The organism is Balneicella halophila (assembly GCF_003096835.1).
Taxonomy (GTDB): domain Bacteria; phylum Bacteroidota; class Bacteroidia; order Bacteroidales; family Balneicellaceae; genus Balneicella; species Balneicella halophila.
In genome coordinates, this window is the sequence record NZ_QENZ01000004.1 from 155,937 (window position 1) to 168,969 (window position 13,033).

Here is a 13,033-nt window from a genome sequence, read left to right on the forward strand (position 1 = left end):
TAACCTATGATTTTATCTCTCAACAACTTATGTGATTTTTACTATAATAATGTATTTTATGATTTTGTATGATAAGTGCTTTTGAAATAAAATTAGCATAAAATGATAACATTACCTTCACATTTATTAGCCATTAGTTCTGGTTCTATTTATATCATTTTGAAATTTCTCTATATATAAGAAAGAGAATTGACATTATTTAAATCTAAAAATTGTTAAAGAATGAGGTATTGGCATAATTTTAGCGGTAAATTATCTTGATATATTTATCAATTAATTTGAACATGATGGCAAAAACGGCAATACTTCTTGGTGGTACAGGTCTAACAGGGAGGCATTTATTAGAGCTATTGTTAAATAGTGCCGAATATGATAAAATAAAAGTCTATACACGCAGACCAACTGGTGTAAAACACAGCAAACTGCAGGAGACTATCTGTGACTTGTTAGAACTAGAAGAGCAAGAATCCTCTTTTTATGGTGATGTAGTGTTTTGTTGTATCGGAACTACTAAAAAGAAGACTCCTGATAAGAAAAAATACAAAGCGATAGATTATGGTATTCCTTCAACTGCATCTAGGTTAGCTTCGAAAAATAAAATCGGAACATTTGTTGTTATTTCAGCCTTAGGCGCTGATAAGGGTAGTTATATTTTCTATAATAAAACAAAAGGACAAATGGAAGAGGCGGTTTTGGCATCAGCGATAAAAAATACACTTATCTACAGACCCTCTTTTATATATGGAGAACGAGAAGAAAATCGGATAGGAGAGAAAATAGGTATTCGGATTGCGAAAGTATTCAATCCTCTATTAATTGGAAAATTAAAGAAATATAAAGCTATTTCTGCTACAAATCTGGCTAAAGCAATGTATGATGGTGCATTATTTAAGTCTGGGCATCATATTATTTTCCGCGATGAAATGTAGAAATAGTAATTAGATAAAACAGTTTATTAACATATTAAAAAAAACGAATCATGAAAAAGTTATACTCTACAAAAGCAACCGCAACAGGCGGTAGAGAAGGAAGAGTAAAATCAGAAGACGGAGTATTAGATTTTAAAGTTGAGGTGCCAAAAGAAATGGGAGGCAAAGGTGGTGAATACACCAACCCTGAGCAATTATTTGCAGCAGGTTATGCAGCCTGCTTTGGCAGTGCTCTAAATTTAGTGGCTAAAAAGTCAAGAACTAAATTGGAGAGCTCAGCAATCACCACGGCAGTGAGCATTGGTGATAATGGCAATGGAGGTTTTGAATTGGCTGTAGATATAGAAGCAGATATAAAAGGTGTTTCTCGAGAGGAAGCCCAGGAGTTGCTTGAGAAAGCGCATCAAGTTTGTCCTTATTCTAATGCAACTCGAGGTAATATTGAGGTAAATCTTTCATTAAAAGAAGAATAATGAAAAACTTTATCTATAAAAACCCTACGAAGATAATTTTTGGCGAAGGGCAGATTGCTAAGTTATCTGATGAAATACCAACTGATGCTAAAATTCTAATGCTTTACGGTGGTGGTAGCATCAAGAAAAACGGCATTTATGATCAAGTTATGGAAGCGTTAGGCAGTCGAACGTTAGTGGAGTTTGGCGGAGTGCCTGCGAATCCGGAGTATGAAGTGTTGATGGAAGCTGTCGAACTTATCAGTAAAGAAAAGTTAGATTATATTCTGGCTGTAGGAGGAGGTTCGGTAATTGATGGAGCAAAATTTATTGCTGCTGCGGTCAACTATAAAGGAGAAGAACCATGGGATATTTTGGCTAAGGGCGAAGAAATTCATGAAGCTGTTCCTTTTTCAACAGTTTTAACTTTACCTGCAACGGGTTCTGAGATGAATTCAGGAGCAGTGATTTCTCGTCGCTCAACAAAGGATAAGCACTCTTTTGGCTCGCCATTGTTATATCCACAATGTTCTATTCTAGATCCTACGGTGATTCATTCATTACCAAAACGTCAATTAGCCAACGGTGTGGTAGATTCATTCAATCACGTATTAGAACAGTATTTAACCTATCCGACTGATGCAATTCTTCAAGATCATTTTGCAGAAAGTATCTTACAGACATTAGTTGAAGTAGGAGAAAAAGTCATTGAAAACCCTAAGGATTATAAAATGGCTTCAAACTTTATGTGGTCTTGCACAATGGCTTTGAATGGTTTGATTGCCCAAGGAGTACCTACAGATTGGGGAGTGCATGGTATTGGTCATGAGTTGACAGCTCTTTATGGAATCGATCACGCTCGTACCCTGGCTATAGTAGGGCCACGCTATTATGAACATACGTTTGAGAGCAAGAAAGTAAAGTTAGCTCAATATGCTGAAAGAGTATGGAACATAGGCGAAGGAAGCCTTGAAGACAAGGCAAAACAAGCGATTAATAAGACGGAGTCATTCTATCACTCTTTGGGAGTAGATACTAGATTATCTGATTATACAGATGATTATGAAGGAACGGCTGAGACTATTGAAAAACGATTCAGTGAGCGAGGTTGGGAAGGTATTGGTGAGAACAAAAGTGTTACCCCAAATGATGTTAAAGAGATTATCAAAGCTACGTATTAATGCTTAGAATGAGGTTTCCTAAAGGAGTTTCTGTATAGAGACTCCTTTTTTAATAATAAATACCTTGATAAGTATTACGTTTCTTTAAAGCATTTTGTAATTTATGTGCAAATTGGTAGTTTTTCACCCTGTTCCACTTGGGTGCGACAAGTAGATTCGGAGGCACTTGACTTAGAAAACGTTCCAGATAAACATGAGGATTCATATTTTCAATAATATCAATACACAAAGATAAATAGGAGGACTCATCAAAAAGATTAAAAAGTTCTGGATTCTTCTCATACTGCTTAGCCATTACCGTCCCTTTTAATATTTGCAGTTGATGGAATTTCAAGGTTGTAATCGGTAGCTCTGCCAATTTTAAAGCATTCTCTTTGCACTGTTCTAAATCATCATAAGGCAATCCCATGATGAGGTGTGCTCCTAAGTGAATTTTATCGGCTTCAGCAATACGATGAATCGCTTTCTCAGCCTCAGCATAATCATGTGCCCTATTGATAAACTCCAGCGCTTTATCATTGCAACTTTCCACACCTAATTCGATAGTTATAAAATATTTTTGTGATAATTCATTTAAATACTCTAGAACGTCATCTTCAATACAATCAGGTCGGGTAGAAATTGCTAAACCTTTTATCTGTGGCACAGCAAGTGCTTCTTCGTATAAACTTTTCAATAAGTCAATATCTCCGTAGGTATTTGTATGGGATTGGAAGTAGGCAATGTAGTCTTGCTCATCACTCTTGTGGGCAAAGAATTTTTTCCCCTCTTCTAATTGTTCTCTAATGCTTTTTTTAGGCTTACAATAACTAGGTTTAAAGCTATGATTTAGACAATAAGTACAGCCACCACGTGCTTTTGTACCATCAATATTTGGACACGTAAAACCTGCATCAACGGACAGTTTCTGTAACCGTCTTTGAAAAATCGATTTCAAATGTGATCCGTAATCGTTATAGGGTTGCTTTGGCATAGCTTAGATAATTATGACAGCAAAAGTAAGCTTTTACAAGTATTTTTATGGGTAAATTAGAATAATTATGTAACTTGGTAGTTCAACAAACTTCAAAAACATTGTATTTATGAATCTGTCGGAAAAAGATCTTTCCTTACTTAAATCAAAAGGAATTTCAGAAAAAACCTTTGAGAAACAAATCGAAAAATTTGAGAACGGTTTCCCAGCATTAAATATTGTAGGAGCAGCTACTACAGCTAATGGTATTAAAAAATATTCAGACGAGGAAGAAGATGATTTTGTTGCAATTTTCAAAAAAGAAGCAAAAAAATATGATATGATGAAATTTGTTCCTGCATCAGGAGCAGCAACTCGAATGTTTAAGAAACTGTTTGAATTTAAAGATTCTTATAAAGGCAAGTCTGAAGAATATGAAAAATTTATTGCTGACACAAAAACGGACAGTGTTTTCACATTTTTTGAGACTTTGGAAGAATATCCATTTTATGAAGATTTAAAACAAGCTTGTTTTGCCCAAGAAAATGAATCTTTGGAGCGTTTATTGGAAAAACATGAATACATCAAAGTATTGGATGTACTATTGACTAATAAAGGTTTAGGACTAGGTTTTCTTCCGAAAGCTTTAATACAGTTTCATCGTTATGAAGAAAAAACCCGTACACCAGTTGGTGAGCATTTAGTATCCTCACTTTATTTGTTTGAGGATATGAAAAAATACAAAGTACATTTCACTATCTCTGAGGAGTTTTTAAATGAATTTGAAAAAATTGCAGATTATTATGTTAAGAGAATTAAAGATCGTCATGATATTGATATAGAGGTGACTTTCTCATACCAGAAACCCTCAACGGATACCGTTGCTGTTACCCGAAGTAATGAACCCTTGCGTGATGATGATGACAATATGATTTTCCGACCAGGTGGTCATGGGGCACTTATCCACAATCTCAATGATGTGGATTCCGCTATTTTGTTCATAAAAAATATTGACAATGTTGTTCCAAATAGTATGAAAGAAAAGAATGCATATTATGAACAACTACTTGGTGGAGTTTTATTAAAATATCAAAATAAAATATTTAAATATCTGGAGGATCTAGATGCAGAACCTTCTGACAGAAAGCTGAAGTCAATTGCAAAGTTTATACGCGAAGAATTATGCTATGAGTTTGAGGAGCAAAAGAACGTAAAACAACAACTTAAACAAATATTGAATAGACCATTACGTGTGTGTGGTATGGTCATCAATGAAGGAGAACCGGGCGGTGGTCCTTTCTTAGTAGAAGATACCAAAGGTAACGTCAGCCTACAAATCGTGGAAAGTTCACAAATCAATCTAAAAGATGATAAGCAACGTGAGGTTTTTGAACAATCAACTCATTTTAACCCTGTAGATCTTGTTTGTGGAGTGAAAGATTACAAAGGCAATGACTTTGATTTAATGCAGTTTGTAGATGAGCAAGCAGGCTTTATCACAGAAAAATCTTTAAAAGGACGAAACTTAAAAGCATTAGAGCTTCCTGGACTTTGGAATGGTGCTATGGCACACTGGAATACAATCTTTGTTGAGGTTCCAGACTTTACTTTCAATCCTGTAAAAACAGTGTTTGATTTGTTGAGACCACAGCACAGAAATTAATATATTTTTAACCTAAAAGATTTTATTTTCTGAAAAAAATATGTTGTAGAGCATTATTTTTAAATAAATGTCTTATTTTTGTAGTCCGCAAACGTTGTAGTTTTAAGAATTAAATTGAATGGAGTACAAAACAAAAAGTTTATTAGAGGAGCTTAACCATGTCCTCGATAATAGTGAAAAGGTCATAATAAACCCTAGAAGAGAATATACCATCACCAAGTCTATTGACAGAGGGGAAGCTATTAAGACCGAGCATGGTTGTGTAGCAACTTGGAGCCCTGATAACTCAACTGGGCGTAGTCCTGCTGATACTTATATCGTTGACAGCCTTGAAGTTCATAATACCATAGATTGGAAAAGTAAAAGTAACAAACCATTAAGTTCAGACACTTTTTGTAGACTTTATGATAATGCACTAGAAATTCTATCAACAAAGAAAGAGATTTATGTAACTAATAGAGCTATTGGAGCAGATGAAGGATATGCTCTGCAAGTTGATACCATCAGCAGTAGTCCGCTAGTAAGTTTATTTACATACAATATGTTTCGAGATATTCCAGATGGAATAGAAGACTCTGTATTCAATGGGGAATTTAAGATTATAGTGTTGCCTTATGATAAAATTGATAGTAATAAGTATCCCGGGCTGTTGAATAATAATTCCTCTATGGTAATTGCGACAGACTTTACCAAACGGGTGGGGATTGTCATAGGTTCATCTTATCTGGGGACAGTAAAGAAATTGGCATTTACAGCTATGAACTTTTATTTGCCTCATCATAATATCTTGCCCCTGCATTGCTCAGCAAATGTAGATGACAAAGGAAATGTTTCCATTTTTCTAGGATTATCTGGCACGGGGAAAACGACACTATCTACTGAGCCTACGCGTAAGCTCCTGGGCGATGATGAACATGGTTGGAGTGACAATGGAGTGTATAATTTTGAAAATGGATGTTATGTAAAAACTCTAAACTTAACTGAGGAGAGAGAGCCTGAAATCTATCGTGCTCTATTTGAAGAAAAAAATCACCTGAAAAATGGAGCAATACTGGAAAATACGATGGTCTATCCTAATGGCAGAGTAGATCTATCTGATGAAAGATTATCGGTGAATGGTCGTGCTTCTTATCCACTCAATGTATTAGAAAATGCTCAAAGTGCATCAAAAGCAGGTCATCCCAGAACAATCCTATTCCTCACAGCCGATGCCTGCGGAGTATTACCTCCAATCTCAAAACTGGAAATAGACCAAGCTAAATTGTGGTTTTTAATGGGGTACACTTCCAAAATTCCAGGTACTGAAAGTGGTATTACAGAACCAATAGCAACATTTTCACGCTTTTTCGGAGAACCATTTATGCCTTCAAGACCTTCAATATATATGAAGTTGCTGGGAGATAAGATGGAAAAATACAATACGAATGTTTATTTGCTGAACACAGGATGGATAGGTGGTGTCTATGGCAAAGGTGGTGAGCGCATCAGCTTAAAATATACACGTGCCATGGTTCGGGCAGCCAACGAAGGATTATTGGAAAATGTTGAATTCGAAAGAGAAAACTATTTTGATCTATCAATTCCAAAAAATTGCCCCGGTGTGCCTTCACAAATTTTAAATCCGGTAAAAAGTTGGGAAGATAAAGGTGCTTATGAAAAAGAAGCCAGGAAATTAGCTGATAAATTTGCTTCGCATTTTAAGAATGATTTTGGGACTCATCCAATAGATAAAAAAATTATTGCTTTTTGTCCAGGGCTATAAATGTGGTATAGAATTTGCTTTTATTTAGGCAAAACATTATTTATTCATTAAAAAATTAAAAAATTAAAAAATTAAAAAACTATGGGATTATTTTCATTCATAAAGTCAGCTGGAGACAAATTATTTGGAAAAGAAAATGCTGAAGAGAAAGCGCAAAAAGTAGAACAACATTTAAAGAATTATGGTTTCAAAGGTCTTGACGTAAAAGTTGATGATGAAACTGTGATTGTTAGTGGTGAAGTAGATACATTACAAACTAAAAATAGAGTTCTTGTAGCTGCTGGAAATATTGAAGGTGTTTCTAATGTAGAAGATAAAATGACCGTTAAGGAAAAAGAACCTGCAAATGTGGAAGTTGAAAAAATGTTCTATGAAGTGAAGAAAGGTGATAGTTTATCAAAAATATCTAAAGAAGTTTATGGTGATGCTATGAAATACAATGTTATTTTTGAAGCCAATAAACCAATGCTAAAAGATCCAAACCTGATTTATCCAGGACAAAAATTGGTAATACCAGAACTTTAAGGTATAAATACTACAAAAATAAAACAGAAAAAGAAGGGCAAACTGCTCTTCTTTTTTTATTTTTATGCCTTGAAAACAAAAGTTTTTCCGTAGAGGCAATGAGCAGATTGAACAATCTTCTTTCGATTTAGATTTAATTTCCTCTATTATAGCTAATTATAAGGAGTAAATATGAATACTATAGAGAGTTTTAAGGCACATATAGATAAAGGAAATACCTTCAAAGGAGAAAGTCTTATTCTTGGAACTGCTATGCTAGAAGGTAAACCTGTACAATCTACTCATGTAAAAGTGCCGTTAAAAACACTCAATCGTCACGGATTGATTTCTGGAGCTACTGGTACAGGGAAAACTAAATCGCTACAAGTTCTCGCTGAACAAATGTCATTGCACGGAATTCCCACTTTACTGATGGATATGAAAGGGGATCTTAGTGGAATGGCTGCTGAAGGTAGCAACAATAAACATATAGAGTGGAGACATGGAGAGATTGGAATCCCCTATCAGCCAGAGAGGCTTCCAGTAGAATTGTTTACGCTAACTGATCATAAAGGCGTGCGTTTACGCTCTACAATTACTGAGTTTGGACCAACTTTACTCTCAAAAATTTTAGGATTAAACGCTACACAACAAGGAATAGTCGCAGTAGTTTTCAAATATTGCGATGATCAAAAACTGCCACTGATTGATCTTAATGACTTGAAAAAGGTGTTGAGTTTTATGATAGAAGAGGGCAAGAAAGAAATCAAGGCTGAATACGGTAGCATTTCTAAAGCTTCTGTATCTACAATTTTACGGAAAGTCATAGAGTTAGAACAACAAAAAGCTGATGTTTTCTTTGGAGAGCGTTCTTTTGATCCACAAGACTTATTAACGACAACCTATGATGGTAAAGGCACTGTTTCAATTATCAGATTGGCAGATATCCAGGATAAACCCAAGCTTTTTTCTACATTTATGTTGAGTTTATTGGCAGAGGTTTATGAGACATTTCCAGAAGAAGGTGATTTAGATAAACCCAAATTAGCTATTTTCATAGATGAGGCACATTTAGTTTTTAAAAATGCAAGTAAAGAGTTACAAGAACAGATTGAAAGTATTATCAAGCTCATTCGCTCAAAAGGTGTTGGAATATTTTTTTGCACTCAAAATCCTACAGATATTCCAGATGCAGTATTAAGTCAATTAGGATTAAAAATACAACATGCTTTACGTGCATTTACAGCAAAAGATCGAGAGAATATTCGTAAGGTTGCAAAAAATTATCCAATTACTGAATATTACGATATAGAAGACGTGTTAACGTCTTTGGGAATAGGTGAAGCATTTGTCACTGCGCTGAATGAGAAAGGTATTCCTACGCCACTGGTAGCAACATTGATGAGAGCTCCCGTAACCCGTATGGATATTTTGACTGAAAAAGAGGTGAACGATGTCGTGAAACAATCGCGATTGGTTGATAAGTATGCAGAGAATATAAATAGAGAGAGTGCGGAGGAATTATTGATGAAGAAAATTGCTAAAGCTGAAGAGCAAGCAGTAACAAAAGAGAATAAGAAAGTGAGCAGGTCTCGAACAAAGAAAGAAGAAAGCTTCTTTGAAACAATGAGTAAAAATACTATGGTAAGACAATTGGGAAGAACGTTAACGAGAGAAATAACTCGAGGACTGTTAGGAGTATTAGGGGTAAAATAATGAAAGGAAGATTAGACGGAAAGTATTTGATAGATGCACACAACAGTGTCATCGCATTTTATAACACAGAAAATTTTTTTGATTCTCATGATAATCCGAATCGAAATGATGATAGTTTTCTACCCTCTTTTTTTAGAGGGTGGACACAACAGCGTTATTATCGAAAGGTAGATAACATCAGCAAGGTCATAAAAAATATGTATGGCGAATGCCCTATTTTAGTAGGTATGGCTGAGATTGAGAATAAATGGATATTAAAGGATTTGATAAATACCACCCATTTACGAGATGCCAATTATGACTTTGTGCATTATGAAAGTGATGATGAACGCGGAATTGATGTTTGTTGTATATATAGGAAGGATTTTGTTCAAATATTGGAAGAAGAGCCTATAAAGATTCATTTTGATTTTGATGTGACGGATACCACCCGTGACATATTATATTTAAAGTGCAATTTAAAGGGTAACGATGTTTTTCATATCTTTATATCCCATTGGCCTTCAAGAGGAGAGGGACAGAAAGAAACTGAGCCTAAGCGCATTGTGGTAGCTAAAAAAATTCGTTCACGAATAGATCAAATTATGGCTCATGATAAGGATGCAAAAATATTGGTGATGGGTGATTTTAACGATTACCCTTTTGATGTTAGTGTAACTCAACATCTTGGAGCCACAGACGAACAGCAAACACCCCTTTACAATATGGCTATTTCGTTAGAGAAAGAGGGGAAAGGATCTTATAATCACAGAGGAGATTGGGGGATGTTTGATCAAATGGTTATCAGTGAAGGATTACGTTATCATAAAAGAGGCTATGGTGTAAAGGATAACGAAATGTATATCTTTCGTCCTGATTGGCTAATGTTTAAACACAGAAAATTTGGCGATTTGCCTAGCAAAACTTATACTGGCAGAAAATACATAGGTGGTTATTCAGACCACCTGCCTGTTTATTTAATACTTGACTAAATGATAAAACTAAACCAAATTGCTACAAGAGCTCCAGAGGGCTACGATAAGCGAAAGATAAAAGCAAGAACAGAGCTTTTACTCAATGAAATTTCGGATTTGCAAATCAAGATGAATGCCGCCAAAGAGAGTGGCTTACTGATAATATTACAAGGATTGGATGCATCTGGTAAAGATGGAGTTATACGTAATATTTTTAGCAAAGTGTCCCCATTTGGTGTATCATTGAAAGCATTTGGGCCCCCCACGGAGGAAGAGTATTCTTACGACTTTCTTTGGAGAGTACATAAGGAAGTTCCTGCTAAAGGGATGATTAAAATATTCAATCGCTCACATTACGAAGATATTTTAGTACCAGGTATCGAAGGTTATATTAATAAAGATGTTATTGAGAAGCGTTTTGAGCACATCAATGCTTTTGAGCGCTTATTAGACGAAAGTAATACAAAAATTTTAAAATTTTATTTACATGTTTCTAAAGAGAAACAACGCACCAGATTATTAGAACGCTTGCAAATACGCAGGAAACACTACAAGCACCATGATAGCGACTGGACAACGCGTGAGAAATTTGAACAATATCAGGCACTTTATGAACGAATCATTAATGAATGTAATGTAGTACCATGGCACGTAATACCTTCAGATCAGAATTGGATAAAAACCTACGAGGTTGCAAAAGTGATTTTGAGAGCCTTGAAAGACATGGACTTAGTTTGGCCAGAACTCAATAGTAATTTATTCACACCAGGCAAGATAGATTATGACAAACTAAAATAGAGTTAGTATATAAAAGAATTAATTAAGAATAGTTCCAGAATTATGTTACATAGCTATATCATGTAAATATGATATGTGTATTGCAATAAGTAATTTTGTAGCATAAAATTTGGTAACAATCAAAAAATTATACAGAAATGAAACCAACACACATTGAACACATCGGAATTGCCGTTGCTAGTTTAGACGAAGCGATACCTTTCTACGAAAAAGTTTTAGGACTTGAGTGTTATGCTATTGAAGAAGTAGCTGACCAAAAAGTTAAGACTGCATTTTTCAAAGTAGGACAAACAAAAATTGAATTGTTAGAATCAACAGACCCAGAAGGACCTATCGGTAAGTTTGTGGAAAAAACAGGTGGAGGTATGCATCACATGGCTTTTGCAGTGGAGGATGTACAACAAGCATTAGATGATGCCGCTGCGGAAGGATGTAGATTGATTGACAAAGCACCACGCCCTGGGGCAGAAGGTTTACAAATAGGATTCTTACATCCAAAGTCAACTCAAAGAGTATTGACAGAATTTTGTGGTAAAAAATAAATTAGATAAATAGCATGAGTGCACAAGAAAAACTTAAAAAACTTATTGAGCTAAGAGAGGAAGCTCGATTAGGTGGGGGAGAGAAACGTATTGCTTCACAGCACAAAAAGCAAAAATACACAGCACGTGAGCGTATTGATATGCTTTTAGATGATGGTAGTTTCGAAGAATTTGATATGTTCGTTACCCATCGTTGCACCAATTTTGGGATGGAAAAAACAAAATTTTTGGGTGATGGTGTTGTTACTGGGCAAGGAACTATCGATGGAAGATTAGTCTTTGTTTATGCTCAGGATTTTACAGTCTTTGGAGGGTCATTGTCAGAAACTATGGCACAAAAGATTTGTAAAATCATGGATATGGCAATGAAAGTAGGTGCACCTGTTATCGGATTGAATGATTCTGGTGGTGCTCGTATCCAAGAAGGTGTGACGTCTCTTGCAGGTTATGCAGAAATCTTTGAAAGAAATATTTTAGCATCTGGAGTTATACCACAAATATCTGCTATTTTCGGACCTTGTGCTGGTGGTGCAGTATACTCGCCTGCTCTGACAGACTTTATTATGATGACGGAGAATACGTCTTATATGTTTGTTACCGGACCTAAAGTAGTGAAAACTGTAACGGGTGAAGTTATTACGACAGAAGAGCTTGGTGGCGCAACTGTACACGCTACTAAATCAGGTGTATCACATTTCAGACTAGATGATGAAGAGGAAGGAATTATGATTATCCGTAAATTGCTTTCTTACTTACCATCTAATAACCTAGAAGAACCACCTATTTTTAAGACAAAAGATCCAATTGATCGTTTAGAAGATGATTTAAATAATATTATTCCAGATAATCCTAATACTCCATATGACATTAAGGATGTTATCTATATGTTGGCTGATGACCAAGAATTTTTAGAAATTCACCGTCACTATGCTAAAAATATTGTTGTTGGTTTTATTCGCATGGGCGGTATGGCAATGGGTGTCATTGCAAACCAACCTGCTTTCTTAGCTGGTGTGTTGGATATAAATGCATCTAGAAAAGCAGCACGTTTTGTGAGAACTTGTGATTGCTTTAATGTGCCTATCCTTACTTTGGTTGATGTTCCTGGTTTCTTGCCGGGCAGTGGACAGGAGTACGGTGGTATTATTACACACGGAGCAAAACTCATGTTTGCATATGGTGAAGCTACTGTTCCTAAAATTACAATTACTTTGAGAAAATCATATGGTGGAGCTCATGATGTGATGTCTTGTAAGCAATTACGTGGAGACCTCAACTATGCATGGCCTACAGCTGAGATTGCAGTGATGGGTGCTAAAGGAGCTATTGAGGTATTATATGGTAGAGAACTTGCAGGTATCGAGAGTGATGAAGAGCGTTCAGAAGCTATCCAAAAGTACGAAGACGAGTATGTTGAAGCTTTTGCTAATCCATACAAAGCTGCTTCTTATGGTTATATTGATGATGTTATAGAACCTCGAAATACTCGTTTTAGAATCATTAGAGGCCTTCAATCTCTCCAAACTAAGAAAGTTTTGAATCCGCCTAAAAAGCACTCAAACATTCCATTGTAGCAAAAAC

Annotated in this window: 12 protein-coding genes; 11 read left to right on the forward strand and 1 reads right to left on the reverse strand. The window is 35.5% G+C overall.

Annotated features, from left to right (window positions below; genetic code table 11):
- Positions 1-284: 284 nt before the first annotated feature.
- The 3 genes from C7377_RS05635 to C7377_RS05645 are packed head-to-tail and all read left to right on the forward strand — an operon-like array spanning position 285 to position 2,562.
- Positions 285-929: an NAD(P)H-binding protein gene (locus C7377_RS05635; protein ID WP_116496372.1), complete on the forward strand. Its 645-nt coding sequence runs from the start codon at positions 285-287 to the stop codon at positions 927-929.
- A gap of 50 nt (positions 930-979) precedes the next feature.
- Positions 980-1,402, forward strand: coding sequence for an organic hydroperoxide resistance protein (locus C7377_RS05640; protein WP_116496373.1), 423 nt, complete (start codon positions 980-982; stop codon positions 1,400-1,402).
- A complete protein-coding gene (locus C7377_RS05645) occupies positions 1,402-2,562 on the forward strand; it encodes an iron-containing alcohol dehydrogenase (protein WP_116496374.1) in 1,161 nt (386 codons plus the stop codon). Before C7377_RS05640 ends, C7377_RS05645 begins: the two co-directional genes overlap by 1 nt.
- A gap of 49 nt (positions 2,563-2,611) precedes the next feature.
- On the opposite strand, the gene C7377_RS05650 is transcribed toward C7377_RS05645, so the two are convergent.
- Positions 2,612-3,535, reverse strand: a complete 924-nt coding sequence (locus C7377_RS05650) for a TIGR01212 family radical SAM protein (protein WP_116496375.1) — start codon at positions 3,533-3,535, stop codon at positions 2,612-2,614.
- A 109-nt stretch (positions 3,536-3,644) separates the two neighbouring features.
- Here C7377_RS05650 and C7377_RS05655 point away from each other — a divergent pair, with 109 nt between their 5' ends.
- The 8 genes from C7377_RS05655 (at position 3,645) to C7377_RS05690 (ending at position 13,026) form a co-directional block, all read left to right on the forward strand.
- Positions 3,645-5,177 (forward strand): DUF4301 family protein, encoded by a 1,533-nt coding sequence (locus tag C7377_RS05655; RefSeq protein ID WP_116496376.1) that lies wholly within the window; start codon positions 3,645-3,647, stop codon positions 5,175-5,177.
- A 118-nt stretch (positions 5,178-5,295) separates the two neighbouring features.
- A complete protein-coding gene (locus tag C7377_RS05660; RefSeq protein ID WP_116496377.1) occupies positions 5,296-6,939 on the forward strand; it encodes a phosphoenolpyruvate carboxykinase (ATP) in 1,644 nt (547 codons plus the stop codon).
- An 81-nt stretch (positions 6,940-7,020) separates the two neighbouring features.
- Positions 7,021-7,464 carry a peptidoglycan-binding protein LysM gene (lysM, locus tag C7377_RS05665; protein WP_116496378.1) on the forward strand — a complete coding sequence of 148 codons (444 nt, stop codon included), beginning with the start codon at positions 7,021-7,023 and terminating at the stop codon, positions 7,462-7,464.
- A gap of 171 nt (positions 7,465-7,635) precedes the next feature.
- A complete protein-coding gene (locus C7377_RS05670; RefSeq protein ID WP_116496379.1) occupies positions 7,636-9,159 on the forward strand; it encodes a helicase HerA-like domain-containing protein in 1,524 nt (507 codons plus the stop codon).
- Positions 9,159-10,130 carry an endonuclease/exonuclease/phosphatase family protein gene (locus C7377_RS05675; RefSeq protein ID WP_116496380.1) on the forward strand — a complete coding sequence of 324 codons (972 nt, stop codon included), beginning with the start codon at positions 9,159-9,161 and terminating at the stop codon, positions 10,128-10,130. Before C7377_RS05670 ends, C7377_RS05675 begins: the two co-directional genes overlap by 1 nt.
- Positions 10,131-10,910: a PPK2 family polyphosphate kinase gene (locus tag C7377_RS05680; protein WP_116496381.1), complete on the forward strand. Its 780-nt coding sequence runs from the start codon at positions 10,131-10,133 to the stop codon at positions 10,908-10,910.
- Between the two features lie 137 nt (positions 10,911-11,047).
- On the forward strand, positions 11,048-11,452 hold the full coding sequence (mce, locus tag C7377_RS05685; protein WP_116496382.1) for a methylmalonyl-CoA epimerase: 405 nt from the start codon (positions 11,048-11,050) through the stop codon (positions 11,450-11,452).
- 14 nt (positions 11,453-11,466) lie between these two features.
- Positions 11,467-13,026 carry an acyl-CoA carboxylase subunit beta gene (locus C7377_RS05690; protein WP_116496383.1) on the forward strand — a complete coding sequence of 520 codons (1,560 nt, stop codon included), beginning with the start codon at positions 11,467-11,469 and terminating at the stop codon, positions 13,024-13,026.
- Positions 13,027-13,033 lie beyond the last annotated feature (7 nt).

Coding starts and splice junctions, on each gene's coding strand:
- C7377_RS05635 (WP_116496372.1), top strand. CDS start 285: ATGATGGCAAAAACGGCAATACTTCTTGGTGGTACAGGTCTAACAGGG.
- C7377_RS05640 (WP_116496373.1), top strand. CDS start 980: ATGAAAAAGTTATACTCTACAAAAGCAACCGCAACAGGCGGTAGAGAA.
- C7377_RS05645 (WP_116496374.1), top strand. CDS start 1,402: ATGAAAAACTTTATCTATAAAAACCCTACGAAGATAATTTTTGGCGAA.
- C7377_RS05650 (WP_116496375.1), bottom strand. CDS start 3,535: ATGCCAAAGCAACCCTATAACGATTACGGATCACATTTGAAATCGATT.
- C7377_RS05655 (WP_116496376.1), top strand. CDS start 3,645: ATGAATCTGTCGGAAAAAGATCTTTCCTTACTTAAATCAAAAGGAATT.
- C7377_RS05660 (WP_116496377.1), top strand. CDS start 5,296: ATGGAGTACAAAACAAAAAGTTTATTAGAGGAGCTTAACCATGTCCTC.
- lysM (WP_116496378.1), top strand. CDS start 7,021: ATGGGATTATTTTCATTCATAAAGTCAGCTGGAGACAAATTATTTGGA.
- C7377_RS05670 (WP_116496379.1), top strand. CDS start 7,636: ATGAATACTATAGAGAGTTTTAAGGCACATATAGATAAAGGAAATACC.
- C7377_RS05675 (WP_116496380.1), top strand. CDS start 9,159: ATGAAAGGAAGATTAGACGGAAAGTATTTGATAGATGCACACAACAGT.
- C7377_RS05680 (WP_116496381.1), top strand. CDS start 10,131: ATGATAAAACTAAACCAAATTGCTACAAGAGCTCCAGAGGGCTACGAT.
- mce (WP_116496382.1), top strand. CDS start 11,048: ATGAAACCAACACACATTGAACACATCGGAATTGCCGTTGCTAGTTTA.
- C7377_RS05690 (WP_116496383.1), top strand. CDS start 11,467: ATGAGTGCACAAGAAAAACTTAAAAAACTTATTGAGCTAAGAGAGGAA.